This is a genomic window from Variovorax sp. J31P207 (assembly GCF_030316965.1).
Taxonomy (GTDB): domain Bacteria; phylum Pseudomonadota; class Gammaproteobacteria; order Burkholderiales; family Burkholderiaceae_C; genus Variovorax; species Variovorax ginsengisoli_B.
Genome location: NZ_JASZYN010000002.1, coordinates 954,044 through 979,872, shown reverse-complemented (window position 1 = coordinate 979,872; position 25,829 = coordinate 954,044). Strand labels below are relative to the sequence as shown.

Below are 25,829 nucleotides of genomic sequence, written 5' to 3'. Positions count from 1 at the left end.
TCTGCGGCCTGCTCTGGATACTGCGTATCAGGGAACCTCCTCCGGGCTCAGATCGAGCTCGGCTGGCGGCTGGTCATTCGGCCCCAGCACGGCGTGATGACGGGCGAACAGACGGCGCAACCAGCGATTGCCCGGGTCCTGATGGAAACGCTTGTGCCAGAACTGCGCAACCTCGAAGGTCGGAATCTCCAGCGGTGGCATGAATATGCGCACCGGCGTCATTGCAGCACACGCCGCGGCGAGGCGGCTGGGCAGCGTGGTGATGAGGTCGGTTGAGCGCAGCATGCGGGTGAATCCAAGGAAGTGCGTGGCACTCAGCGCCACATGGCGCCGCACTCCCTGTGCCCTGATCGCCGTATCAATGGCCTGCTCCTGGTACGAATGTCCTCCGCCCGAGGGGTTGTAGACCGCGTGCCGCAGTGTCGCGAACTGCTGCAGCGTCAGTTCGTCGCCGGCCAGCGGGTGATCGGCCCGGACCACGCAGACGTAGTGCTCCCGAAAGAGCGACTGACCGTGAAACGGCCCTTCGAAGTCCTCGAAGTATCCGACGGCAAGATCGACTTCGCCGCTGCTCATATCCGCCTCGCGTTGCCGAAGCGTGGTGGCCTGGACCGTCTCGATTTTCACCTGCGGCGCTTCTGCCACGATGTGTTCGAGCACAGGCGGCAGCAGAACCATCTGGCCGACGTCGGTCATGTAAATCCGGAATGTCCGGTCCGAATGCGCGGCATCGAATTCCGCGGCATATCCCAGCGCTGCGCGGATTCGTTCGATCGAGTCCTTTATCGGCAGGCTGATCTCGGCGGCCCGCGGTGTCGGCATCATGCCCTCGGAGGTGCGCACGAACAGCGGGTCGCCCAATGCCGAGCGAAGCCTGTTCAGGGCGTTGCTGACGGCTGATTGCGTGAGGCCGAGGTGCGCACCCGCAAGCGTCGTGCTCTTTGTCTCGAGAACGGCTTCGAATACCAGAAGAAGGTTGAGATCGACTCGGGGGGTAGTCATGAGCGAGGGGACGAGGATGTTGCTGTGCTTGCGCAACTCTATGGTTCTCCTCGACGAGAGGGAATCGGTATTGGCCCAGGGTCCAGGTGGATCCCATTGGCGCGCTATCACGGTTGCGAATCCCGCGAATTCCGATTCGCAATTGGTCGCCGAGCACGCGACTCGTAAGAATTCCATGGCACACAACACTAGGAGACAACCGGTGACACACACGCTGCGCGGCGCTTTGCGCGCCCTTGCCATAGCCTTGCCGGCGGTCGTCGCGCTCCCTGTCGCGCAGGCGCAGGAAAAGCTGCGCATCGGCTTCCTCAGTACGCTGACCGGCCCGATCAGCGGCCTTGCCGTGGACATGCAGGACGGGTTCAACCTCGGCATCAAGCAGGCCGGCGGCCGGCTGGGCGGCCTGGAGACCGAACTCATCGTCGCCGACGACCAACAGAACCCCGACACGGGCAAGCAGGTGTTCGACAAGCTGGTGAAGAAGGACCGCGTGCAGATAGTCACCGGCACGCTGTTCACCAACGTGATGAACGCCATTGGGCCGATCGCCTTCCGCGAGAAGGTATTCTTCGTCAACGCCAACAACGGCCCTGCGCCGTTTGCCGGCGAGCAGTGCAACCCGTTCTACTTCAACGTCGCGTGGCAGGGCGAGACGCCGGCCGAGGCGATGGGCAAATACGCGAGTGACAAGGCGCTGAAGAACGTCTATCTCGTCGCCCCCAACTTTCCTGCTGGCCAGGCCAACGTGGCAGGCTTCAGGCGCTTCTACAAGGGGGGCATCGCCGGGGAAACCTTTGTCAAGCTGGGTCAGTTGGATTTCAGCGTCGAGATCGGCCAGATCCGTAGCGCCAAGCCCGACGCGGTTTACGTCTATCTCTTCGGCGGCATGGCGGTGAACTTCCTCAAGCAGTTCCACCAGGCCGGATTGACCAAGGAGACGCAGCTCATCGGCCCCGGCTTCGGCTTCGACGACGACACCATCCGCGGAGTCGGCGATGCACTGGTCGGCAGCCTGAACGCCTGGTGGTGGAACCGCGACCTGGACAATCCGCAGAACCGCAAGTTCGTGGCCGACTACCAGGCCGAGTACAAGCGGCCTCCGTCGCTGTATGCCGCGCAGGGCTATGACGCGGCGATGCTGATCCACGCTGCAGTACACGCCGCCGGCGGCAAGCTCGGCGACAAGGACGCGCTGCGCAGGGCCTTTGCCACGGCACCGTTCAAGTCGGTGCGCGGTGACTTCAAGTTCGGCTCGAACCAGAACCCAGTGATGACGTACTACCTGCGCCAGGTCGTCAAGGACCCGCAGGGCAACATCACCAACAAGACCATCGCGCCGCTGCTGCCAAACCATGCGGATGCGTACGCTGGCGCCTGTCGGATGGCTGAGGCAGCCAAAGCGCGATGAACACGCTCTTCCTCCTGGAACAGGCGCTCAACGGCCTGCAGTTCGGCCTGATGCTGTTCCTCCTGGCGGCAGGTCTGACGCTGGTCTTCGGCATCATGGACCTCATCAACTTGGCGCACGGCTCCCTGTACATGCTGGGCGCCTACATGATGGTCACCTGCTTCGCGGTGACTGGCAGCTTCTGGCTAGCGCTGCCGCTGGCACTGCTGGGCACCGCAGCTGTGGCGATGCTGCTCGAAGTGCTGATCGTGCGGCGGCTGTACCGGCGCGACCACCTGGCGCAGGTGCTGGCCACATTCGGCCTCATCCTGTGCCTGAATGAGGGCGTGCGCATGCTCTGGGGGCCGCACCAGCTTTCAATGGAAGTGCCCGCGGCGCTGGCTGGGTCATTGCCGGTGCTTCCCGGGCTGAGCTATCCGGCGTACCGCTTAGCCATCATCGTACTTGGCGCGGCTGTCGCGGCCGGTCTGTTCTGGTTGGTCAACTGCACCCGCGTGGGAATGCTGATTCGCGCCGGTGCGTCCAACCGGGAGATGGCGACGGCCCTGGGCGTCGACATCCGCTTGCTCTTCACACTGGTCTTCGGCCTCGGCGCCGCGCTTTGTGCGCTGGCAGGTGCCGTGCTTGGCCCGCTGCTGTCGATCTCGGTCGGCATGGGGGAGAGCATCATCATTCTGACGTTCGTCGTAGTGGTGATCGGCGGCATCGGTTCGGTGCGCGGCGCGCTTGTCGGAGCCATCCTCGTCGGCATGGTGGACACGCTGGGACGCGCCATCCTGCCCGGTGCGCTGCGTGCGCTGTTGCGTCCCGAGCTGGCCGACAGCATGGCGGCGGCGGCGGCTTCGGTCAGCATCTACGTACTGATGGCGCTGGTGCTGGTGTGGCGACCTGCGGGACTGTTTCCAGGGCGCGGGTGAGGGCGGACGGAACCACATCATGAGCACCACGCCCGTTTCCGCTGCCCGGACCGTACCCGCTGTGGCCCGCTGGCCCGCCGTGATCACGACCGCTAGCGCACTGCTGACCCTGCTGTTTCCGTTGTTGATGCAGGCGATCGACCAGCCCTTCTACACCGGTCTGGCCACGCGCATCTTCATCTTCGCCATCGTTGTCTCCAGTCTGAACCTCATCCTGGGCTACGGCGGGATGGTCAGTTTCGGCCACGCGGCGTTCCTCGGAAGCGGCGCCTACACGGTCGGTATTCTGTCGCTCGAGGCGACCAAGCAGATCGGCCTGCTCCCGGGCACCGAGAGTGCCTGGATCGCTTGGCCCGCCGCCGCGTTCACAGGCGGCCTGCTCGCGCTTGTCGTTGGAGCGTTCTCGCTGCGTACCCGCGGCATCTACTTCATCATGATCACGCTGGCCTTTGCGCAGATGCTTTACTACATCTTCGTGTCACTGAAGATGTACGGTGGCGACGACGGGCTGAACCTGACGAGCCGCTCACAGTTCGGACTTGGCATCGATCTAGACGATGACCGCCACTTCTACTACGTGGTTCTGGCGCTGTGCGCCGCGACCCTGTTCGGCATGCACCGACTCGTTCACTCTCGCTTCGGCCGTGTGATCGAAGGCATCCGCGAGAACGAGGCGCGCATGCAGGCCATTGGCTACGCTACCACGCGCTACAAACTGGTGTGCTTCGCGATCGCGGGCGCGCTGGCGGGCTTGGGTGGCGCGCTCCTTGCGAACCAGAACCTGTTCGTCAGCCCGAACATGATGTCTTGGTTCCAGTCCGGATCGCTTTTGATGATGCTCATCGTCGGCGGTGTTGGCCGTCTGTGGGGCGGGCCAATCGGGGCGCTGGTTTTCCTGGTCCTCGAGGAGGTCCTGTCCGGCTACACGCAACGCTGGCAGTTCGTGATGGGCACGGCGCTGATCGGAATCGTGCTGTTCGCGCCGCGCGGCATCGTTGGCGCGTTCAAGCGCAGGGGAGGCTGAGATGGCACTGCTCGAGGTGCACCAGCTCGTCAAGCGCTTCGGCGGGATCATTGCCACCGACCACGCCAACCTGAAGGTGTTCCGCGGCGAGATTCATGCGCTGATCGGCCCGAACGGAGCAGGAAAGACCACGCTGATGGCGCAATTGGCGGGCGCGCTGCGGTCCGACGATGGCCGGATTCTGTTCGACGGCACCGACATCGTGGCGCTTCCTTTGCATGAGCGCGTAGGACTGGGGTTGGCGCGTTCGTACCAGATCACCAGCATCTTCAGGGGCAACTTCACCGTATTGGACAACATTGCGCTGGCAGTGCAGCGCCGCAGTGGCTCGAGCTACCGCTTCTGGAAACCGGTGGCGAGTGAGGCTGCGATCGAGGAGGAAGCCCGCCGCATCGTGCGCGCGATCGGGCTCGCCGGTCTGGAATACCGCCCGGCAGCGGCGCTTGCGCACGGACAGCAGCGCCATGTCGAAATCGGGCTCGCGCTGGCCACCGGCGCCCGGCTATTGCTCTTGGACGAGCCGATGGCTGGCGTCAGCGGCGACGAATCGCGCGCGATGACCCGTCTGATCCAGGGACTGAAGGGTCAGATGACGATCGTTCTCGTGGAGCATGACATGGAGGCGGTGTTTGCTCTCGCCGACCGCATTTCGGTGCTGGTGTATGGCAAGGTCATCGCCACCGGCACGCCCGACGAGATCAAGGCGGATCCCGAGGTGAAACGAGCCTACCTGGGTGATGAGGTGGCCGCATGACCAGGCTCCTCGAGGTCGATGGCATCGAGACATGCTACGGGCCGAGCCAGATACTGTTCGGCATGGAACTGGCGATCGACGCAGGCGAAGTGGTGACTTTGCTCGGCCGCAACGGCATGGGCAAGACCACGACAGTCAAGTCGATCATGGGTCTGGTCCCTTGCAGATGCGGAAGCGTTCGATTTCGCGGCCAGGCCATCGAGCGCGCCGCGCCCGACCGAATTGCCCGCATGGGAATCGGCCTGGTTCCCGAAGGACGACAGATCTTTCCCAACCTCACTGTGGAAGAGAACCTGGTCGCCTTCGCCGCCAATCGCAACGGTGCGACGTCGCCATGGACACTGCCGCGCATCTACCGTCTTTTCCCTCGCCTGCAGGAGCGGCGCGCCAACATGGGCAATCAGCTCTCGGGAGGCGAGCAACAGATGCTCGCGATATCGCGCGCGCTGATGACGAATGCGCAGCTCCTGATCATCGACGAGGCCACTGAGGGTCTGGCCCCGCTGATACGCGACGAGATATGGCACTGCCTGAAGTCGTTGCGAGACGAAGGGCAAGCCATTCTCGTGATCGACAAGTACGTCGAACGGCTGATTCCGATCGCCGACCGCCACTACATCGTGGAAGGCGGCACGGTCGCTTGGACCGGGACCTCGGGGCAACTCAACGCCGACCATGCGTTGTGGCACCGCTACCTGGGCGTCTGAACGCACCTCTCTTGATCGAGGTTCCATGAGAAGAAACCAGACCCTCAATTTCATCGGCAACGATACGTTGTGCAAGCCTGGCGACATGCTCGTCATCAGTGGATTGGCGGTGGTGAGGATGACGCGGCGCATCGCCGCGGCGGCAGCCTGACATGCGCCGCAACCTGTTCCTCCAAGCCGGAGCGGCTGCCTGCGCGCTGCTCACCCGCGCGGAGAACTGCGTGGAGTTCATCCGCCAAGGCGGTGGTCCGGATCCGCTCGTGGATGCAGACGCCTACGTGGCTCGTTCCCACGCCAAGTGACCTGGTGCGCCGGCGGCCAGGCGCGGCGGACATCCACCTTCCTTTCCTCGCACCGAGGTCACCCGGCGTCGGTGCGAGAAGAGTTTTGCTTGATCTTTTTAACAGAAAACGAGGAGACAAAATCAAATGCGGACAAGATCGATAGCGGCAAGTGCGATGTATGTCGTGGCGGCCGCCGCCTGGGGGCAGTCGCCCAGCGTCAGCGGACCCTCAACCGCGCCGGCGCAAGACCTGCGTCGAGTGGAGTCGGAAGAGCAATCGCGTGCGCGGGAAGCGGCAGCGTCGACACTCACCATGTACGGACTGGTCGATTCAGGTGTGGAATACGTGACGGGTTCCACTGGCCATGTGACGCGCATGCCGTCACTCACTGGGAGCCTTCCGACGCGGTGGGGCGTCCGTGGTGTCGAAGACCTCGGAGCTGGTTTGCGTGGCATCTTCCTGCTTGAGTCCGGTTTCGGTCTCGACACGGGAACATTGAATCAAGGCGGGCGATTCTTCGGGCGACAATCTTTTGTCGGCTTTTCCGGGGGATGGGGGACCTTCACGCTGGGCAGACAGTACACCATGCTGTTCTGGTCGCTATTGGATACCGACGTCCTGGGGCCGAACATTTACGGCAGTGGATCGCTTGACAACTACATTCCAAACGCACGAGCCGACAACTCCATCGTCTATCGGGGCACCTTCGGTGGCTTGACAGTCGGTGCATCCTATAGTCTTGGCCGGGACGTCATCAATGCAGGTCCCAGCCCGGCCGGAACGAACTGCCCGGGCGAGAGCGCTACAGACAGCAAGGCTTGTCGCGAGTGGTCGATCCTGATGAAATACGACGGCTCCAGGTGGGGGGTAGCAATGGCTGTCGACGAGCTCAGGGGTGGTCCCGGTGCTTTTGCCGGCTTGGTGAGCAGCCAACTCACGGATCGTCGCGTCGTGGCGAACGGCTATGTGAAGCTTGGAGAAGGGCAAGTGTCCGCGGGGGTCATTCGGCGTGACAACGAGGGCAGCCTCACCACGCCCCGCAGCAACTTGTGGTACATCGGTGCAACCTATCCTGTGTTGCCCGCATTTACACTGGATGCGGAGGTCTTCCGGCTCGCGTACGAGAACAGCAAGAACGCAGCAAACCTCGCCGCAGTGCGTGGAACCTACTACCTGTCCAAGCGCACCGCGGTCTACGCAACGGCCGGGCACATCTCCAACGACGGCAATCTTGCCCTGTCAGTCAGCGCGGGGTCCGCCGTGGGTATCAGTCCTGGCCCCGGCGGGTCTCAGAACGGGGTTATGGTGGGCATGCGACATTCGTTCTGAGTTCAGGGGTCGCGACGGAGTTGCCGCGAGCCCCTTTCGAAGTCACGGCGCTCTCGATGAGTGGCGATCAATCGTTGGGACCGATCTCGAGTTCTTTGGCGACGCGTTCGAGACTGTCCGCGCGTGGCTTGGCGAATGCCAAGCCAGGTCACGCGGATCGGCACCCAGTACTCTGAGGCCGAATAATCGGGATGCAAGAAACGCGTGGCGCTCCCAATGTCGTCCACGCACGTCCGGCAGCCGGCCCAATTGCCAGAAATCGCGAAAGGCTTGTTCTGGCATAGCCGCTAACGGGGCCAGCGTGTCGAGCAGGTCACCTCCATGCCGGCCGCGAACGGTATTGTGTCTCGCATGTGCACAACTGGATTCAAGACGACTCCGGGAACTGGTCGCTCAGTTGCAATTGCATGGTCGAGTGAGGCCGCGACACCGACTGGCGGTTCACTCAGCCGTCGGTACCTTCTGGCCGAGAGCAATGTTTACACCTGACTGATGGCGGCCTGGTAGTAGCTCGCATCGACATACCGGTTGGTGTCCCCGAGGGCCGCCGGTGCCGAACCATGGCGCTGGCGAAGAGCGATGACCGTCTTCACGCCTTCCAGATCGATGCCTGCATCGGTTTGGAACCCATCCGGGGCTTCGAGCAGAGCGGCGGCCAACGCGCCGACGTCACGCTCATCCATCTGTGGCATGCGAAGGGCAAGAATGGATTCCGCTTTCGCCCGGTTTTTGGGACTGCGCATCCATCGCATGGCCAGCACGGAGGCCTTGATGAAGCCGACCAACTCGGCTCCATGCTGCTGCGCCCAAGGTCGGCGCGCGGATGCAACAACGCCTTGGTAGCGCCCCACGACATCCCAGGCCTTCGCCAGCAGATTGAAGCCCTTGGCGCCTGCAAGGCGGTCGAAGGGAGTAATCAGCAAGGTCGCATCAATGTGGCCCCGCTGAATTGCCTCGAAGCGCTGCAGAACGCCGCCCGCCTTCACCCATTCGATATCGTCGTCACCCAGCCCATGTCGCGCAATGATCTCCCGCAGCACGAAGGCATAGCCGGTGGTCAGTGCGTCGACCCCGAGACGACAGCCGCGAAGCTGTGCGATCGAAGTGATGCCCGGCGCGGAAACCAGCCGGAGGAACCCGCCGTCGCTTCCCATCGTCGCGACGACATCGGCAGCATGGCCGGGCCTTCCTTCGCCCTGGCCTTCGCGATAAGCAATCACGTTGTCCGCAGCAGTCATTGCAATGTCGGTCGCGCCGTCAATGAGCGAAGACATCTGCGCGACCGAACTGGGGGTATCGGAGATGTGTACGGTGATACCCGCGGCGGCAAAGAACCCAAGGTCTTGAGCCACCCACAGCGGCCAGTTGAAGCCACCCGGAAAAACAAGCACTCGCAGAGTGGCGCGGGACTGCACTGCGGCTGCAGGAGTTTGAGCAAATGCGGAGAAGCTCGGTACAAACGCCGCAGCGCTGGTCAACAGGAGGCGGCGGCGCAGGGATCCTTGGGGTGAGGCTGTCGAGAGGGCGGTGGGGGCGGGATGGCTCATTCTTGTCTCCGGTCGTTCGTTTTCCCAGCCATTGTTGGATCGATGCATCCGATGGGCTATGGCGTTGGAATGATTCCTGCCTATCAGTTCCATTGATGGCCACCAGCCGCCCGGTAGATCTGCGCAACGCCCGCGAACATCTCATACGACGGCAATCTTGCACTGTCAGCCAGCGCGGGGGCCGTGGGTACTAACGTCGCTCTGGCGGGCCTCGGAATGGGATCATCGGGGCATGCGGCACTCGATCCGAGCCCCCGCGACACGGTGGTTGATCCTTGATCCGTCAAACACGGAGGGACTGCCTCGTCGGTCTGTTGCGCCCTCGACCTCGAAGGCGTCTACTCACCGGTCTCGAAGGGCACCCTCAGGGAGTCGAAAAGAGTGACGAATACGCTGCGCAGCCACTCGCTGCCGGGGTCGCGATGGAATCTTTGATGCCACGTCATCGAAACATCGAAAGCCGGGAACTGCACTGGCGGCTCTACGAGCTGCAACTGCATATGGGAAGCGACCATCGCCCCGAGATTGCTGGGCACTGCGCCAATCAAGTTTGTGCTCGCGACTATGGGGCCCACACAGAGAAAGCTGTGCACTCTCAACGCCACTCTTGCCTTGATACGGACCCCAGAGAGCACCTTCTCCACAGCGGCGGCGTGCTGCATTCCTTCAGGGCCGGCCACCACATGCGCCAGTTCGCGAAGCTGGTCGCGGCGCAGGGTGCCCTTGACGTTGGGGTGATCCTTGCGGGCGACGTATACGAATCTTTCGCGAAACAAGCGGCGCTGGTGCATCTGTTTGCCCAGGTCGCTGAGATAGCCCACAGCGAGATCGATTTGGCCGGACGCCAGTCCGTCGAACAGCTCGCCGTGGCTCGGCGAAACCACTTCGATGACGACCTGGGGTGCCACGTCAGCGAGATGCAACATCAAACGAGGCAGAAATAGCCGCTCGCCGATATCGCTCATCGCGACCCTGAAGGTGCGGGCCTCGTCGCCTTGACTGAAGGTGGGTCGGTTGACGGTTGCCCGCAGGATCTCGAGCGCCGAGCTTACGGGAGATACCAGCGCATCAGCAAACGGGGTCGGTACCACGCCACGTTGTTGCCGTACGAACAACGCGTCGCCATACATCTCCCGCAACCGCCCGAGCCCTCGGCTGACCGCGGGCTGGGTCAGGCCGAGTTGTGCACCGGCCGCCGTCAGATTGCGCGTGCGATAGACCGTCTCGAAGAGTTCGAGCAGATTGAGATCGACCTGCCGCGAAAGGAGCCGGGAGGGGTGGCCTTGCTTGACATGTATGGATGACATATCACGAATTCTAATTTTTCATTTCCGGAATGTCATGGGCCTTCTTAAAGTTGGGGCTGCCAGAACAAGGAGACCTCCGGTGATCAATTTGCTCGACATTCGATATGTGCGACTCGGTACGCAGAAGCGCGACCAGGCGGACCGGTTTGCGCGCGAAGTGCTTGGGCTCGAGCGCGCACGGCAGGAGGCGGGCGGCTCGTACTTCCGCAGCGACAATCGCGACCACACCCTGGTGTACTTCGATGGTGACCCGGCGGACCACACGGTGGGCTTCGAGTTGCGCACTGCCGACGAACTGGATATGGCCGCTGCTGAACTCAGCAACGCGGGTATCGAGGTTCGTCACGGTTCCGTGGACCAATGCGAGCAACGTCACGTACGCAGCTTCATCCACTTCAAGGACCCCACCGGCAATAAGATCGATCTCGTGCTAGGCCCCCACCACAGCGGGCGCCGCTATTTTCCGTCGCGGGATGCCGGCATCACGGGCTTCAGCCATGTCGGGCTGTGTACGACCGACGCCCAGCGCGACGAGCGGTTCTGGACTCAGATGCTCGGAGCACGGGTGAGCGACCGCATCGGCGATGCGCCACTGCTGCGGATCGACGAGGTACATCACAAGGTGGCCATGTTCCCGACGACCCGCTCGGGCGTGCAGCACGTCAACCACCAAGTCGAGAGCGTGGACGACATCATGCGCGCGTGGTACGTGCTCCAGGAGAAGGGGATCAAGATCGCCTTCGGTCCGGGTCGCCACCCGACTTCCGGTGCGCGCTTCCTCTACTTCTACGGGCCTGACGGGATGATCTTCGAGTACTCCACCGGCGTGCGCTTGATCACCGCGGAAGACGAGTTGACTTACCAGCCGCGGCAGTTTCCTCGCGGAAACGAATCGTTCTGCATGTGGGGGGCCGTGCCCGACATCGCAGAGTTTCGTGACCCCGCATGAGGGGCGTCACCTTGAACGCCGCTCCATCCGATCAGCGCGCTTTGCGCATCGCTGCCCGCGCGCTGGCGCGCCATGGCTTGGCGCACGCGTACGGCCACTGCAGCCTTCGGCTCGACGATGGCCACTTCCTGGTCTGCGCGTCGCAGCCGATGGGTCTGATCGCCCCGGGCGATCCCGGCACCGTGGTGCCGATCTTTGGCGCGTTGCCGGCCGGTGTTTTGGGCGAGGTCCGATTGCACCAGCAGATATACCAGCGGCAAGCCCACGTCAACGCCGTGACCCGAACGATGCCGCCTTCACTGATGACGCTTGGTACGGCGCGGCGTACACCCCGGCCTCGTCACGGGATGGGCGCCTACTTCGGTAGTGGCGCGGCCTTGTGGGACGACCCCCAACTCGTGCGGGATGACGACCGCGCCGCCGCGGTGATCGATGCAATGGGAAGCGCCAACGCCATCGTGATGCGGGGCAATGGCGTCCTGGTCACGAGCGACAAGCTGGCCAAGGCCGTGGTGCTGACGTGGTATCTCGAGGACGCAGCACGCATCGAGCTTGCCGTATTGGCTGCCGGCCTGCAGGACGAATCCGTCGTGCTTGATGCGAATGAGCGCCGGCAGCGAGCCACGGATGCCGGCGGCATCTTCGAGCGCATGTGGCAGTACCTTGCCGCAGGGGACCCAGAAATCAATATCCAGGAGGAATCAGCGTGATTCTCAACTTCATCAATGGCGAATATCGCGAGGGCCGCGGTGGGCGAGCTTTCGACGACATCAACCCGGTTGACGGCACACTCATCGACAAGGTCAGCGAGGCCGCTCGCGAGGACGTGGACGACGCGGTACGCGCGGCGCGCGAGGCGCTCGAAGGCCCCTGGGGCTCCCTCAAGCTGGCCCAACGCGCCGACCTGCTGTACGCGCTCGCTGCAGAGATCGATCGGCGGGCGGAGGACTTCATTGCAGCGGAGGTGGCGGACACAGGCAAGCCCCGCTCGCTGGCATCGCATCTCGACATTCCGCGCGGCGCAGCGAATTTCCGTGTGTTCGCGGATGTGGTTCGCAATGTGCCGACGGAAGCCTTTGCCAGCCATGCGCCGGACGGCAAGCCCGCGCTGAACTATGCTTCGCGGCGGCCCAAAGGCGTGGTCGCAGTGGTGTGCCCGTGGAATCTGCCGCTGCTTCTGATGACATGGAAGGTCGGCCCCGCACTTGCTTGCGGCAATACCGTCGTGGTCAAGCCGTCGGAGGAAACACCCGCCACGGCGGCGCTGCTGGGTGAAGTCATGAACACCGTGGGCATTCCCAAGGGTGTCTACAACGTGGTCCACGGGTTTGGGCCGGACTCTGCTGGCGAATACCTCACGACGCATCCGGACATCGATGCGATCACCTTCACCGGTGAGACGCGCACGGGTGCCGCGATCATGCGAGCCGCTTCTGAAGGCATCAAGCCCGTGTCGATGGAACTCGGTGGCAAGAACGCTGCAGTGGTGTTCGCGGATGCCGACCTGGACGTCACCATCGCGGGGCTGACCCGCTCGGTCTTCGAGAACTCGGGCCAGGTGTGTCTTGGCACGGAGCGGGTGTACGTGCAGCGACCGGTTTTCGATGCCGTCGTGGAGCGATTGGCCGCTGCGGCCGCGCGCTTGAAGCCGGGCAGGCCTGACGACGCCGAAGCCAACTTCGGCCCCCTTGTTTCGGCCGAACATCAGGCCAAGGTGCTGGGCTACTACGCCTTGGCGAGGGATGAGGGCGCGACGGTGGTCTACGGCGGGGGCGTGCCGAAGGTTCCGGCCGCGCTCAAGGGTGGCGCATGGATCGAACCGACGGTGTGGACAGGTCTGCCGCATGGGTCGCGTGTGGCCAGCGAAGAGATCTTTGGCCCGTGTTGCTGCGTAATCCCGTTCGACCATGAACCGGAAGTGCTGCAGATGGCGAATGACACCCGCTACGGCCTTGCCGCTTCGGTTTACACGCAGGATGTCGACAGGGCGCACCGGTTCTCTGCCGCCTTGAAGGTCGGCGTCGTGTGGGTCAACACCTGGTTCCTTCGGGACCTGCGTACCGCCTTCGGTGGCTCCGGTGCATCCGGCATCGGCCGCGAGGGAGGCGTTCACTCGCTCGAGTTCTATACCGAGCTATCCAACGTTTGCATCAAGTTCAATGGGGCGGCGCAATGAGTGTAAAAGACATCGAAGCGGCAGCGGAGTCGCTGTGGAGCGCGGCAGCGAGCGGCAAGGCGATCGCTCCATTGAGGGAGACATTCCCCGGGTTCGGAACCGAGGAAGCCTATGCCGTCCAGGAGATCAATACGCAGCGCAAGTTGCGAGAGGGCAGCCGGTTGATCGGCCGGAAGATTGGCCTCACGGCGAAGGCGGTACAAAGGCAACTCGGCGTCGATCAGCCCGACTACGGGATGCTGTTCGCCGACATGGCGGTCGCGGACGGCGAAGCCGTCCCCTGGTCCGCGCTGATGCAGCCCAAGGTCGAGGCAGAGGTGGCGCTGGTCATGGAGCACGACTTGCTCGACCCCGGCATCTCGATGGCGCAACTGCTGCGAAGCGTTGCCTTCGCGCTGCCCGCCATCGAGATCGTGGGCAGCCGCATCGCTGACTGGAACATCCGTTTCGTTGACACCGTGGCGGACAACGCCTCGAGCGGGTCCTTCGTGCTCGGAAATACACCGGTTCGACTGGATGGCCTGGACCTGCGTCTCGCGGGTATGGTCATGGAGCGAAAAGGGGAGCAGGTGAGCCTGGGTGCAGGGGCTGCGTGTCTGGGCCATCCGCTCAATGCGGCCTTGTGGCTAGCCAACAAGATGGCCGGATTGGGTCGCGGACTGAAGGCCGGCGACGTCGTACTCACCGGTGCGCTGGGGCCGATGGTGCCGGTCAACCCTGGAGATGTTTTCGAAGCCCGGATCCAGGGCCTCGGTTCGGTACGCGCAGTGTTCGAGGAGCAAAACAAGTGAACCAGCAACGCATGGCAACCCTGGCGCAGCGCGTCGACGCAGCGGCGCTTCACGCGAAGCCCATCGCGCAGTTCGCCCAGAATGAAGCAGTTGGTGTCGACGATGCCTATGAGATCCAGCGTGGCTCGATCGCCCAGCGCGTCGAGCGTGGCGAACGGCGCACAGGCGTCAAGATGGGCTTCACCAGCCGCGCAAAGATGGTCCAGATGGGTGTGCACGACATGATCTGGGGCCGGCTCACCGATGCGATGGCCGAACAGGATGGTGGGCAGGTGGCACTGAGCAGGTTTGTCCATCCGCGTGTCGAGCCCGAACTGGCCTTCCTCCTCGGCAAACCGCTGCCCGCGGGCGCCAGCCTCGCGCAGGCGCTCGACGCCGTGGTCGCAATCGCTCCGGCGCTTGAAATCATAGATTCTCGCTTTGAGAACTTCCGCTTCTCGCTGGAGGACGTCATTGCCGACAACGCGTCGTCGTCGGGCTACGTGATTGGACCGTGGTGCGATCCGCGGCAGGACTTCAGCAACCTGGGGCTCATTTTGTCGATCGACGGTGTGCCGCGCCAAGTCGGAAGCACGGCGGGAATCCTGGGCAATCCCTTGCGTTCCCTGGTCGCCGCCGCGCGGCTGAGTGCTGGCGCGGGGGAGCCCTTGGAGGCAGGGTGGCTGGTAATGGCCGGCGGCGCCACCGCTGCCGAAGCTTTGGGGCCCCACCAGCACGTTGCGCTCGAGATGCAAGGACTCGGCCGCGTTGAATTCAACACTACCGAATGAGGCGAACATGCCGTTGATCCAGGTCACCCTTATAGAAGGCCGTGGCGCCGAAGCCAAGACTGCCTTGATCCAAGGTCTCACCGATGCTGCAGTCGAAGCCATCGCTGCACCGCGCGACTCAGTGCGCGTGATTATCCAGGAAGTGCCAGCCGCGCATTGGGGTGTGGGTGGTGTTCCCAAGGGCGGCACCCCGGCCGAGGAGGCGCACTGTGGCTGATCGAAAATTGAAGGCGGCCATCATCGGCAGCGGCAACATCGGAACGGACTTGATGATCAAGATCCTGCGCCACGGCCACCGCATCGAAATGGGCGCGATGGTCGGCATCGACGCCGCGTCGGATGGCTTGGCGCGCGCGTCGCGAATGGGTGTCTCCACCACCCACGAAGGTGTGGAGGGCCTCGCACGTCTGCCCGTGTTCGCGGACATCGACATCGTGTTCGACGCAACGTCCGCCGGCGCGCATGTCAAGAACGATGCCTTCCTGCGCGAACTCAAGCCAGAGATTCGCCTGGTCGACCTCACGCCTGCGGCGCTCGGGCCCTACTGCATTCCCGTGGTCAACGGCCTGGCGCATCTCGACGCGCTCAACGTCAACATGGTCACCTGCGGTGGTCAGGCCACCATTCCGATGGTCGCAGCCGTTTCCCGCGTGGCAGAGGTTTACTATGGCGAGATCGTCGCCAGCATTTCGAGCAAGAGCGCCGGTCCTGGGACACGCGCCAACATCGACGAGTTCACGGAGACCACATCGAAGGCGATCGAAGTGGTGGGTGGCGCCGCCAAAGGCAAGGCCATCATCGTTTTGAATCCGGCGGAGCCGCCATTGATGATGCGCGACACGGTCTACACGCTCAGCGAATTCGCGGACGAGGAAAAGATCGCCGAATCGGTGGAGCGTATGGCTGCCGATGTGCAGGCCTACGTTCCGGGCTATCGCCTCAAACAGAAGGTCCAGTTCGACCGGATCGAGACTGACCGGCCGATCCGAATCCCAGGCGTGGGTGCGCGCATGCACGGGCTCAAGACTTCCATCTTCCTGGAGGTGGAAGGCGCTGCGCACTACCTGCCCGCCTACGCGGGCAACCTGGACATCATGACCAGCGCGGCCCTGCGTACCGCCGAATCGATGGCCGAGCGGATGCTCGACGCCGTCTCTGCCTGAGGAAAATGCAATGAGTCAGGACGTGAGTAAGAAGATCTATATCTCCGACGTGACGCTGCGCGACGGCAGCCATGCCATTCGCCACCAGTACAGCATCGAGCAGGCCAAGCAGATCGCCAAGGCGCTCGACGAAGCCAAGGTCGATTCCATCGAGGTTGCGCACGGCGATGGCCTGCAGGGAGGCAGCTTCAACTACGGATTCGGCGCCCACAGCGACGTGGAGTGGATCGAGGCGGTGGCCAGCGTGATCAAGCACGCCAGGATCGCGACGCTGCTACTGCCGGGGATTGGGACGGTGCACGACCTCAAGGCTGCCTATGACGCTGGCGCGCGCATCGTTCGTGTCGCCACGCACTGTACCGAGGCCGACATTTCTAGACAGCACATCGAATATGCGCGGCACCTCGGGATGGAAGCCGTGGGCTTTCTCATGATGAGCCACATGACCTCGCCGCAAGCGTTGGCGCAGCAGGCCGAGCTGATGGAAGGCTACGGCGCTACCTGTTGCTATGTGGTGGATTCGGGCGGCGCGTTGAGCATGAGCGATGTGCGCGACCGGTTTCGCGCTTTCAAGGACGTGCTGAAGCCCGAGACGCAGACGGGAATGCACGCGCATCACAACCTGAGCCTCGGCGTAGCAAACAGCATCGTCGCGGTCGAAGAGGGCTGCGACCGCGTGGATGCCAGTCTTGCAGGCATGGGCGCTGGCGCAGGTAATGCTCCCCTGGAAGTGTTCGTTGCCGCAGCTGCTCGCCTGGGTTGGAACCACGGAACGGACCTGTACAAGCTGATGGACGCGGCCGACGACATTGTCCGACCGCTGCAGGATCGGCCCGTGCGTGTAGACCGAGAGACGCTGGCGCTGGGCTATGCAGGCGTGTATTCGAGCTTCTTGCGGCATTCGGAAGTGGCTGCCAAAAAGTATGGCCTGAAGACCGTCGACATCCTTGTCGAGCTAGGACGGCGCCGCATGGTTGGCGGGCAGGAGGACATGATCGTTGACGTGGCGCTCGATTTGCTGAAGAGCGTCGAGCATGAGCGCATGCATCAGCCACCGGTGATGAGTGAGGCTGGCTGACGCCGCGTTTTGCGCGGACGCACCGACATGCCTCCAAGCGCAGTGGAAAGCGTGTCCGTGGCCGGCGAATAAGTAGGTGTCTTGTAGCTGGACACGCAAGATGTGCGCGCATCCAGAGCTGCATGTGACTACAGAGAATGACAAGGAGACTTTGATGAATCGAATGATCGTTCGCCGATCGCTTCTGGCCCTGGCGATCTCGATGGTTGCCGCGGTCTCCGCGGCGCAGGCGCAGTCCGGGGGCTCGAAGTGGCCCAGCCAGCCGGTGCGCTTCGTGGTGCCATTTCCTGCCGGATCGGCGCCCGATGTGTTGATCCGCTTTGTGGGGGTCAAGCTCACCGAGAAGTGGGGCCAAGCGGTCGTCATCGACAACAGGCCTGGCGGCAGCGGTGTGATCGGCATGAATACCCTCCTCACCGGCCCCACGGATGGAACTACCTTCGGTTTCGTGCAAGGCTCTGCAATCTCAGTGGCTCCGAGCACGATCAAGGGAGTCAGCTACGATTTCAATCGCGACTTCGTGCCGGTGACGCTGGCGGCAGTCGCGCCATTCATCCTGGCTGTTCCAAGCGACTCGCCCTACAAGACGCTTGGGGATTTGATTTCCGCCGCGAAGACCAAGCCGCAAGGGATCGAAGTCGCTGACAACGGCCGTGGTACTGCACCGCATCTCGCCTCCGCACTGCTCGGTCTCCAGTCGGGTGCCCAATTCCTGGAGGTGCACTACCCAGGCGGTGCCCAAGCCATGCAGGCGACGCTTGGCGGTCAAACCAAGATGATGGTCGAGACCTACAACGTTGTGGCCGGAAATGTCCAGGGCGGCAAGATGCGCGTGCTGGCCTCGATGAGCGACCGGGCAGAACCTGGTCTGGAGAAGTTTCCGCTTGCGAAAGACACAGTGCCGGGCGCCGTCGCGTTTGGCTGGTTTGCTGTGATTGCGAAGAAAGGGGTCGACGCCGCCATTCTCGCCAAGCTCAACAGGGACATCGGTGAGGCTTTGCTGCTGCCGGATGTGACCGCCAAGTCGCGTGAGCTCGGCACGTATCCTCGTCCCGGAACCCCGGAGCAGCTCGCGAAGTACATCGATGACGATCGAAGGACTTGGCAAGGAGTTCTAGACAAGCTGAACATCAAGCCGGAATAGCGTTTGCTGAGTTCGTTCAAAGTTAGACCGGAATTCCATCAAATTAATGGCGTTATTTTGACGACGATGAGCGTAAGTGCCTGATTCATAAAAAGAATTCCCGAGATGGGCGTATCGGTCCCGATGACCCTTCGGACGTCATGACATCTCATGCGTCGCGCCTTGTGTGAGAGTCTATCCGGACAGTGCGCTCAGGGATTTCGGCTCACGTTCGGTTGTCGCCTTCGGTTAGTAAGCACTTCGCTCTGCCACGCACGTCGCTGGAACGTCCAAGCGTCCTCCCCGATCGCTTCAGGTTCTGCGTCAAAGGAGGAGGGCGATGACCTTGCCGCACAGATTTGCCAAGGACCGACCTGTCGGGTTCTCTGTTGTTGTTGGCCATGGTCTTGTCCAATAGAGACCCAGCCGCTTCCGGCCCAGGAGCAGACCCCCATGACCACTCGGCTTCCCCTCGGAATCGCCTTGTTGCTCGTTGTGACCGCCGTCGCGGCCGCCGGCATCTGGCTTGCTCGCGAGGTGTCGATAGACAAGTGCTTGGACCGGGGAGGCGCGTGGGACCACGAGCAAGCGCGTTGCCTCGTGCAGTCGCGGTAGTGCACAGCGACGAGGGGTGGTCGAGCAGAGGATTGGTGCTGATCGGGCCGGTGAGGCGCTCACCCGATACTTAGCAATCTGTCGCGCGATGAATGCGCGCCGCGATTGCTTCAAAACGCTGGCGAGGAGCGCTCGACTGCCTAGTTGCGCCTCCACTCGCGCCCGGCGAGGCATGCGCCGAGCGCGCGAGGGGACCGTGGGTGTCCGGGCTATTGACCTACGACGCGCTTCGTTGTCAACCTCGTCTCCGAATGGGGTTCCTCAATCGAACGCCCTTGAGCGTACGCTGATATCTCGACCGGAGACAAGGCTCTCGCCGTTTCACTTCTTTGCCGGCAGGCCCGGTGCGGTGGTCACCGTCAGGTATTGCCACAAGGGAAGGTGAATTCGCTCTTCGATCTGCCACACGGGCGCTTCTGAGGTGCCACCGACGCGCCGCCATTTATCGTCATAACGCAAGCCTCGCACCATGACATCAGCACCCGCTTCGGTTGATTCCATCAAATGCGCAATCGCATGGGTCTGGCTCGTTGCAGTATCACCTTCACCGAGTGCACCAGGCCCGACTCGGTGTGGACGCCGAGATGACTCTTCATCCCAAAGCGCCAGGCATTTCCCTTCTTGATCTGATGCATCTCCGGGTCACGCGCCTTGCGCTGGCTCTTCGTCGAGTCGGGGGCGGCGATGATGTTCGCGGCGACGAAAGTGCCGCATCGCGAACTCAGCGCTGGCAGGCTGCGTAGGCTCAGACACATGTCGCCCCAAGTTGGACGACCCTTGGCCGAACCTTGCGAAAGCAGGCTTTCGGGGCGACTTCAGATTCGGGCCGAGGTTGAGGACGCCTGGTCTTTCGCGCGCCGACCAACTAGTCTTCGACTTTGAATGCCGGCAATCCCTGTTTTATGTCGCTATCTGCGGTAGGGCTGGGCACTATCTTGCCACCGGCATGGCGAACTCGGCGCCCTTGCCGATGCTCTCCGGCCAGCGCTGCATGATCGACTTCTGCTTGGTGTAGAAGCGCACGCCTTCCTCGCCGTAGGCGTGCATGTCGCCGAACAGGCTCTTCTTCCAGCCGCCGAAGCCGTGCCAGGCCATTGGCACCGGGATCGGCACGTTGATGCCCACCATGCCGACCTGGATGCGCCGGCTGAACTCGCGCGCCACGTTGCCGTCGCGCGTGAAGCAGGAGACGCCGTTGCCGAACTCGTGGGCGTTGATCAGGTCCACCGCCTCCTTGAGGTCGTGCACCCGCACGCAGGACAGCACCGGGCCGAAGATCTCTTCCTTATAGATCCGCATCTCGGGCGTGACGTGGTCGAACAGCGTGCCGCCCATCCAGAAGCCCTCGTCGCAGCCTTCGCCGGCGGCGCTGGCGTCGAAGCCGCGGCCGTCCACCACCAGCTTGGCGCCTTCCTTCTCGCCCTGGGCGATGTAGCCCGTGATGCGCTCGTGCGCGGCGCGGGTGACGATCGGGCCCATCTCGGCGGCCAGGTTGGTGCCGTTGAGCACCTTCAGCGTCTTCGCCCGCTCGGTCAGCAGTGGCATCACGCGGTCGGCCACGTCGCCCACCAGTACCGCCACCGAGATCGCCATGCAGCGCTCGCCGGCCGAGCCGTAGCCCGAGCCGATGAGGGCGTCGACGGTCTGCTCGATGTCGGCGTCGGGCATCACCACCATGTGGTTCTTGGCGCCGCCGAGCGCCTGCACGCGCTTGCCGTGGCGGGCGCCCGTTTCGTAGATGTAGTTGGCGATCGGGGTCGAGCCGACGAAGCTGATGGCCTTCACGTCGGGGTGCTCCAGCAGCGCGTCGACCGCCTCCTTGTCGCCTTGCACGACGTTGAAGACGCCGTCGGGCAGGCCGGCCTCCTTGAGCAGTTCGGCCATGCGCAGCGAGGGGCTCGGGTCGGTCGGGCTGGGCTTCAGCACGAAGGTGTTGCCGGCCGCGATCGCCACCGGGAACATCCACATCGGCACCATCACCGGGAAGTTGAAGGGCGTGATGCCGGCCACCACGCCGAGCGGCTGGCGCAGGGTCCAGTTGTCGATGCCGGTGGAGACCTGGTCGGTGAAGTCGCCCTTGAGCAGCTGCGGGATGCCGCAGGCGAACTCGACGATGTCGATGCCGCGGGTGACCTCGCCCTGGGCGTCGGTGAAGACCTTGCCGTGCTCGGCCGTGATCAGGTGGGCCAGCTCGTCCTTGTGCTTGTTGAGCAGCTCGAGGAACTTGAACATCACGCGGGCGCGGCGGATCGGCGGCGTGTCGGCCCAGGCCGGGAAGGCGGCCTGGGCGGCGGCCACCGCGGCATCGACGTCCGCCTTGGCGCCCAGGGCAACCTTGGCCGTGACGCGCCCACTGGCCGGGTTGGTCACGTCCCGGGTGCAGCCGGAGGTGTTGGCCGCGCGGCGGCCACTGATGAAGTGTTCAAGGTGGGAAACGGTCATGCTCGGTTGAATAAGTTCAGATGGGGGAGTCTTGGAAGAGCAGTCTAGGAGTGCCGCTGCCTTGGCACTAGAGGTCACCGATTGAATTCATTGTTCGCTTTGGTGAACAATAGGTGATGGAAAGAACAAGTTTGGAAGGCCTATGGGGCCATGTGTATTGGCTCAACGTCCTGGCGCAGCAAGGAAGCTTCACCGCCGCTGCGCGGCGCCTGGGTGTGAGCAAAGCCGGTGTAAGCCAACGGATTGCGGAGCTGGAGCGCCAAGCCGGCATGCAACTGGTGCAGCGTACGACCCGAAGCGTGCGTCTCACTGAAGCCGGGCAACGCCTGGTGAACGAGACACGCTCGTCGTTTGATGCGATCGCCCACAGCTTCGAAGGCATCCGTGACATGAGCGAGGCGCCAAGTGGTTTACTGCGCGTGAGCGCGCCGGTAGCGCTGGCGCGGCAGCATCTCGTGCCGCGCTTGCACGAGTTCCTGCGCGCTTATCCGGGCGTTCGACTGGAACTGGAGTTGTCGGACCGGTTGGTGTCGATTGCCACGGAGGGCTTTCACCTTGCGATCCGGCATACCGCCACGCCCCCCGACACCCATGTCGCCTGGGCGCTGTGCGAGACGCGCTCGGTGCTCGTGGCCAGCCGCGCGTATCTGCGGCGCGCGGGATCACCCGCGCACCCGCAAGACTTGTTGGCACACGAGTGTCTGCACTACCCCCGCGAGGGCGATACGCCGGCCTGGCACTTCGTGGAGCGCGCGGCTTCGCGCAGAGGTGCGGGGACGCAGGCGCCGCGCGTGACGATCCCGGTAAAGGGCGTCTTGGCAGCCAACAACAGCGAGGCGTTGCGTGATGCCGCGTTGAGCGGACTGGGTGTTGCGCTGTTGCCTGACTTTTCCGCGCAGGCCGTCGTGCGCGCTGGACGACTGGTGGAGGTCCTGCCGCGCTGGGAGCCGGTCGGCGCCTTTGCTGAGCGGTTGTATGCGATCCGGCCCTATGCGCCCTATGTGCCCAAGAGGGTCACTGCTTTCGTGAACTGGCTGCGCGAGGCATTCACCGGGGGCTTCTCTTTAAAGGCAGGCGCCGGGGACTGAAGCGTCCGCCTGGCGCACCAGCCGAGGTGGCTGCACGCTTACTTCGAGCAGGCTGACGAATGGCTGACAAATATGCGCTTGTCGCGACATGGGGTCGCGACTCCAACCTGGACCGGACATCGCGCCCCAACGAAGCGCTCTGCCATCCCGCTCGACCGACGACGTTCAGTGGTGGCTTGTCGACTGCTCCCAGGACGTGTGTGCCGTGCCGAGTACTCGGCGCTCTGATGATCCACCAACAACGCATAAACGTCACCAAGCCCGCAAGCCGCACAGTTCTCTGGTCCGGCCGACGCCGACGCCAGCCAGATTGTCGATCACGACCAGTAGCGCGCATCTCACCGCCACTACACCAGCCGGGAGAGCAGCCGTTCACCTCTTTCCGCCACCGGGAACAGGATCTTCTTCAAGCACCTGCCCCAGGGCATCAGTGAGACGCAGGCAATCCTGCCATTCTCCGGCTGATGCTCGAGCGGCACTTGGATCAGCGACTTTGTCGCCCCGAGCGCCGCAATGGAGGCGAATCGGCGAAGTTCCGCACAGTCTGCCACTTTGCGTCCGAACCGGCAATTGGGCAATGTAGCAAGGGTTTTTCCTTATTTGCCTAACATTGTCTGCTCGAAGCAATTCATTATACTTAGAGATCTAATCATAATGGGGCAACCCATGACGTTAGTGTTTTGCCCAACGCCCACCAACAGCCTGGCTCCACGCTGAAAGTGTTCCTGGCGAGCCAGCGTTCTGAGGCTGCGATGTTCAGCTGGCATACACCTAGACGCCGCGTAGCGGCCACAGTGCGACAACCACCGAGAGACGAGCGAATGTACAGAATCACCCCGCTTTTCACCTGCCGTGCGATACCTAATCTGCTTGCCTTGATAATGCTCGGCGTCTGTGTCGTCTCAGCCGCAGCACAAGACACGGACGCTTATCCAACCAAGCCCATTCGCCTGATCGTCCCGTTCCCCGCAGGCGGTGGCGGCGATACCCTAGCGCGCCTCGTCATGACGCGCGTGGGCAAGGAATTGGGCCAGCCCATGGTGGTGGAAAACCTGCCTGGAGCCGGCGGCAACATTGGCTCCCAGAAGGCGGCCAGGGAGCCGGCCGACGGCTACACCGTTCTTTACGGCACCAATGGCACATTCGGCATCAACCACACGCTCTACAAGAATGCCGGGTTCGATCCAATGCGGGACTTCATGCCTGTGTCCCAACTCACCCGGATCGCTGCGCTGGTGACCGTGCGGGCCGGTCTGCCGGTTGACAATTTCCCCGACCTACTTAAACTGATCCGCTCTTCGCCCGGCAAGCTTACCTATGGTTCGGCTGGCAATGGCACCACATCGCACCTGGCGACCGAACTGCTCAAGGCGGCAGCGGGTGTCTCGATCGTCCACGTGCCCTACCGCGGTGGCGCGCCCGCATTGACTGATCTACTCGGCGGGCAGATCGACATTCTGATCGACGTGATCCCCAACGTAGCTGGAGCGGTGCAAGGCGGAAGAATCAAGGCGCTCGCCGTCACGACTGCAAGCCGCGTCGGCTCGCTCCCAAGTACTCCGACCGTTGCCGAGTCCGGCGTTCCTGGGTTCGACGTGAGTGCCTGGGATGCGATTTTCGTTCCCAAGGGAACGCCCTCTCAAGTTGTACAACGACTGCAGGCAGCCGTCCGCAAGGCACTTGATGATCCCCAAATCAGGCAGCAACTGGCGGAGCGTGGCGCCGAGCCCGCGGCAGCAGGCCCTGAGGCCTTGACGCAATTCGTCAAGAGCGAACTGATCCGGTGGGGCCAGGCCGTCAAGGGTTCTGGCGCCACGATCGAATGAATCGCATCAGCAAGGAAAGGAGCAATGCATGAGCACCGCACCCTCTACCGGCGACTACATCGGCCTTCCGTCCGCATTGCCGAGTGCCATCACTGAGACAAAGCATTTTTTTCAGGCCTTAGACAACTTCACGCGAACTTTTGCATTTAGGCCTGGTGATCGCGTCCTGATGCTGGCGGACCCGCTGCTGGACCCCCGCGTCATGGACGCCGTCCAAGGGCATGCCAGGGCACGGGGCGCCACTGTGCGCGTGTACATGGAGCCGAACTCCCGCGTGACTGAGGTGCCGCAGGAATGCAAGGCGATGGTTGAGGCTGCGACCTTTGTCGTGTCAACTTGGTTCTGCTCGATCATTGACCCCTACTTCATCGCAATGCGCAAGCGGGGCCAGCGCTGGGTCAAGATCACCTACTTCCGCAATTTGGATCTGCTGCACACAGAACAGGCACGCTTCCCGATCGAGCTGATCGGTGAGATTACACGAGCGACCGCTCGTCGATATCCACAGGGCGTTCCCTTCGATCTGCGCTTCACCGACCAACGAGGCAGTGACTTCAAGATCTCCTTCACGCCTACCATGCGCGACAACATGCTGGCAACCAACCGTTGGCGTGGGAAGACGACCGCTGACGAAGACGGCTGCTATGTCCACTACTTGGCTTCGCACGGACCGAACCTGTGGGATCACAACGCGGTAAAGAACGATCTCACCCAGACAACGCAAATGTCGGGTGTGTTGTATCCACAATGGGCTGTGGGCTTCCGCGCCCCGTTTGCCGAGCGAATCGGCGTTCATTTCGATGGTGAGTACGTCAGTCGGGTAGAGGGCGAATCGAGCGATGCAGCGCTGCTCCGCGAGATGCTGGTTGGCGGTCGGATGATCGAGGGGGGAGGCTGCGGCTTCAACCCAAAGGCACCGCGCCACACGATCTATCCTGCGGGGTCCAACTCGCCGGGTGCGCTGCATTTCGGGATCGACCTGGTCAAGCCTGCAGACTACATCCGCCGCACCATGCCAGACTGGGAAGAGCCGCCAGTCCATGTCGATCTGGTGACGCTCGATGCCACAGTCACCGCAGGCGACAACATGCTAGTCGAAAGCGGTTTCCTGTGCGCCCTTCGAGACCCTGAAGTTGTGCGGCTGGCACAGCGATATGGAGATCCGCTCGATCTGCTGGAGGCTCAGGTTCTGTAGCGCTGTAGTCATCGCGCGCCGGGTGGCGTGCTGCCCGCGTTTGGTTGTACCGGTGAGGGCGCCCTCCGTGCGCTGTCAGGCCAGCGGGTTGCATGTGCACAGGGTCGAGGGATTCGGAACGGTGCAACTGCCGTTCACACTGGACCCACGCCGGAGCTATCCGGACGCCATTGAAATGTGCGAAGCCTTCTGCTCGCCGCCAAGGAGAGGTCTGCTGGCGGATACGGAGGTCGCTTACTGCACCATTCGTTCCAAGCTAAAGCGCCACGACCTGTGCATTTCGTGACAAGGCTATAACACTTCAAGGCCTTTCAGGTTTCAGAACCATCCGCAA

The 25,829-nt window shown here is 62.9% G+C and carries 25 protein-coding genes and 1 pseudogene; 20 read left to right on the top strand and 6 right to left on the bottom strand.

Features of this window, described 5'->3' with window-relative positions; all coding sequences use genetic code 11:
• Positions 1 to 27: 27 nt before the first annotated feature.
• Positions 28 to 1,038: a LysR family transcriptional regulator gene (locus tag QTI68_RS10320; protein WP_286521343.1), complete on the bottom strand. Its 1,011-nt coding sequence runs from the start codon at positions 1,036 to 1,038 to the stop codon at positions 28 to 30.
• A 166-nt stretch (positions 1,039 to 1,204) separates the two neighbouring features.
• Between QTI68_RS10320 and QTI68_RS10315 the strand changes: the two genes are divergently transcribed.
• From QTI68_RS10315 to QTI68_RS10280, 8 genes are all read left to right on the top strand, one after another.
• The gene (locus tag QTI68_RS10315; protein ID WP_286521342.1) at positions 1,205 to 2,410 is read left to right on the top strand and encodes an ABC transporter substrate-binding protein; all 1,206 of its coding nucleotides are present in this window, start codon (positions 1,205 to 1,207) and stop codon (positions 2,408 to 2,410) included.
• Positions 2,407 to 3,327 carry a branched-chain amino acid ABC transporter permease gene (locus tag QTI68_RS10310; protein WP_286521341.1) on the top strand — a complete coding sequence of 307 codons (921 nt, stop codon included), beginning with the start codon at positions 2,407 to 2,409 and terminating at the stop codon, positions 3,325 to 3,327. Before QTI68_RS10315 ends, QTI68_RS10310 begins: the two co-directional genes overlap by 4 nt.
• Positions 3,328 to 3,346: 19 nt before the next feature.
• On the top strand, positions 3,347 to 4,351 hold the full coding sequence (locus tag QTI68_RS10305) for a branched-chain amino acid ABC transporter permease (protein ID WP_353506411.1): 1,005 nt from the start codon (positions 3,347 to 3,349) through the stop codon (positions 4,349 to 4,351).
• 1 nt (position 4,352) lies between these two features.
• The gene (locus QTI68_RS10300; RefSeq protein WP_286521340.1) at positions 4,353 to 5,105 is read left to right on the top strand and encodes an ABC transporter ATP-binding protein; all 753 of its coding nucleotides are present in this window, start codon (positions 4,353 to 4,355) and stop codon (positions 5,103 to 5,105) included.
• The gene (locus QTI68_RS10295; protein ID WP_286521339.1) at positions 5,102 to 5,812 is read left to right on the top strand and encodes an ABC transporter ATP-binding protein; all 711 of its coding nucleotides are present in this window, start codon (positions 5,102 to 5,104) and stop codon (positions 5,810 to 5,812) included. The genes QTI68_RS10300 and QTI68_RS10295 overlap by 4 nt, the downstream gene beginning before the upstream one ends.
• Before the next feature lie 25 nt (positions 5,813 to 5,837).
• Complete coding sequence (locus QTI68_RS10290) at positions 5,838 to 5,963, top strand: hypothetical protein (RefSeq protein WP_286521338.1); 126 nt, start codon at positions 5,838 to 5,840, stop codon at positions 5,961 to 5,963.
• A gap of 1 nt (position 5,964) precedes the next feature.
• On the top strand, positions 5,965 to 6,114 hold the full coding sequence (locus QTI68_RS10285; RefSeq protein ID WP_286521337.1) for a hypothetical protein: 150 nt from the start codon (positions 5,965 to 5,967) through the stop codon (positions 6,112 to 6,114).
• A 126-nt stretch (positions 6,115 to 6,240) separates the two neighbouring features.
• Positions 6,241 to 7,425: a porin gene (locus QTI68_RS10280; protein WP_503011643.1), complete on the top strand. Its 1,185-nt coding sequence runs from the start codon at positions 6,241 to 6,243 to the stop codon at positions 7,423 to 7,425.
• 479 nt (positions 7,426 to 7,904) lie between these two features.
• On the opposite strand, the gene QTI68_RS10275 is transcribed toward QTI68_RS10280, so the two are convergent.
• Both QTI68_RS10275 and QTI68_RS10270 read right to left on the bottom strand, forming a co-directional pair.
• Positions 7,905 to 8,972 (bottom strand): ABC transporter substrate-binding protein, encoded by a 1,068-nt coding sequence (locus tag QTI68_RS10275; protein WP_286521335.1) that lies wholly within the window; start codon positions 8,970 to 8,972, stop codon positions 7,905 to 7,907.
• A gap of 338 nt (positions 8,973 to 9,310) precedes the next feature.
• Entirely contained in the window at positions 9,311 to 10,279 is a 969-nt protein-coding gene (locus QTI68_RS10270; protein ID WP_286521333.1) for a LysR family transcriptional regulator, read from the bottom strand.
• A 79-nt stretch (positions 10,280 to 10,358) separates the two neighbouring features.
• Between QTI68_RS10270 and QTI68_RS10265 the strand changes: the two genes are divergently transcribed.
• From QTI68_RS10265 to QTI68_RS10225, 9 genes are all read left to right on the top strand, one after another.
• Positions 10,359 to 11,228, top strand: coding sequence for a VOC family protein (locus tag QTI68_RS10265; RefSeq protein WP_286521331.1), 870 nt, complete (start codon positions 10,359 to 10,361; stop codon positions 11,226 to 11,228).
• Positions 11,229 to 11,239: 11 nt separating this feature from the next.
• Positions 11,240 to 11,938, top strand: coding sequence for a class II aldolase/adducin family protein (locus QTI68_RS10260; protein ID WP_286521330.1), 699 nt, complete (start codon positions 11,240 to 11,242; stop codon positions 11,936 to 11,938).
• The gene (locus tag QTI68_RS10255) at positions 11,929 to 13,404 is read left to right on the top strand and encodes a 2-hydroxymuconic semialdehyde dehydrogenase (protein ID WP_503011651.1); all 1,476 of its coding nucleotides are present in this window, start codon (positions 11,929 to 11,931) and stop codon (positions 13,402 to 13,404) included. Before QTI68_RS10260 ends, QTI68_RS10255 begins: the two co-directional genes overlap by 10 nt.
• Positions 13,401 to 14,195 carry a 2-keto-4-pentenoate hydratase gene (mhpD, locus tag QTI68_RS10250; protein ID WP_286521328.1) on the top strand — a complete coding sequence of 265 codons (795 nt, stop codon included), beginning with the start codon at positions 13,401 to 13,403 and terminating at the stop codon, positions 14,193 to 14,195. Before QTI68_RS10255 ends, mhpD begins: the two co-directional genes overlap by 4 nt.
• An 11-nt stretch (positions 14,196 to 14,206) precedes the next feature.
• On the top strand, positions 14,207 to 14,965 hold the full coding sequence (locus QTI68_RS10245; RefSeq protein ID WP_286521575.1) for a 2-keto-4-pentenoate hydratase: 759 nt from the start codon (positions 14,207 to 14,209) through the stop codon (positions 14,963 to 14,965).
• 7 nt (positions 14,966 to 14,972) lie between these two features.
• On the top strand, positions 14,973 to 15,182 hold the full coding sequence (locus tag QTI68_RS10240; RefSeq protein WP_286521327.1) for a 4-oxalocrotonate tautomerase: 210 nt from the start codon (positions 14,973 to 14,975) through the stop codon (positions 15,180 to 15,182).
• The gene (locus tag QTI68_RS10235; RefSeq protein WP_286521326.1) at positions 15,175 to 16,128 is read left to right on the top strand and encodes an acetaldehyde dehydrogenase (acetylating); all 954 of its coding nucleotides are present in this window, start codon (positions 15,175 to 15,177) and stop codon (positions 16,126 to 16,128) included. The genes QTI68_RS10240 and QTI68_RS10235 overlap by 8 nt, the downstream gene beginning before the upstream one ends.
• A 10-nt stretch (positions 16,129 to 16,138) precedes the next feature.
• Positions 16,139 to 17,206: a 4-hydroxy-2-oxovalerate aldolase gene (dmpG, locus tag QTI68_RS10230; protein ID WP_286521325.1), complete on the top strand. Its 1,068-nt coding sequence runs from the start codon at positions 16,139 to 16,141 to the stop codon at positions 17,204 to 17,206.
• Between the two features lie 154 nt (positions 17,207 to 17,360).
• Positions 17,361 to 18,350, top strand: coding sequence for a Bug family tripartite tricarboxylate transporter substrate binding protein (locus tag QTI68_RS10225; RefSeq protein WP_286521324.1), 990 nt, complete (start codon positions 17,361 to 17,363; stop codon positions 18,348 to 18,350).
• Between the two features lie 915 nt (positions 18,351 to 19,265).
• On the opposite strand, the gene QTI68_RS10220 is transcribed toward QTI68_RS10225, so the two are convergent.
• From QTI68_RS10220 to QTI68_RS10210, 3 genes and pseudogenes are all read right to left on the bottom strand, one after another.
• Entirely contained in the window at positions 19,266 to 19,445 is a 180-nt protein-coding gene (locus QTI68_RS10220) for a hypothetical protein (RefSeq protein ID WP_286521323.1), read from the bottom strand.
• Positions 19,446 to 19,486: 41 nt separating this feature from the next.
• A pseudogene (locus tag QTI68_RS10215) lies at positions 19,487 to 19,666 on the bottom strand (IS5/IS1182 family transposase); the annotation flags it as partial.
• Between the two features lie 208 nt (positions 19,667 to 19,874).
• On the bottom strand, positions 19,875 to 21,386 hold the full coding sequence (locus QTI68_RS10210) for a CoA-acylating methylmalonate-semialdehyde dehydrogenase (protein WP_286521322.1): 1,512 nt from the start codon (positions 21,384 to 21,386) through the stop codon (positions 19,875 to 19,877).
• Between the two features lie 116 nt (positions 21,387 to 21,502).
• On the opposite strand from QTI68_RS10210, the gene QTI68_RS10205 reads away from it, so the two are divergent.
• The 3 genes from QTI68_RS10205 (at position 21,503) to QTI68_RS10195 (ending at position 25,495) form a co-directional block, all read left to right on the top strand.
• A complete protein-coding gene (locus QTI68_RS10205; protein ID WP_286521320.1) occupies positions 21,503 to 22,474 on the top strand; it encodes a LysR family transcriptional regulator in 972 nt (323 codons plus the stop codon).
• An 821-nt stretch (positions 22,475 to 23,295) separates the two neighbouring features.
• The gene (locus tag QTI68_RS10200) at positions 23,296 to 24,300 is read left to right on the top strand and encodes a Bug family tripartite tricarboxylate transporter substrate binding protein (RefSeq protein WP_286521319.1); all 1,005 of its coding nucleotides are present in this window, start codon (positions 23,296 to 23,298) and stop codon (positions 24,298 to 24,300) included.
• Positions 24,301 to 24,328: 28 nt separating this feature from the next.
• A complete protein-coding gene (locus QTI68_RS10195; protein ID WP_286521318.1) occupies positions 24,329 to 25,495 on the top strand; it encodes a hypothetical protein in 1,167 nt (388 codons plus the stop codon).
• Positions 25,496 to 25,829: the final 334 nt, after the last annotated feature.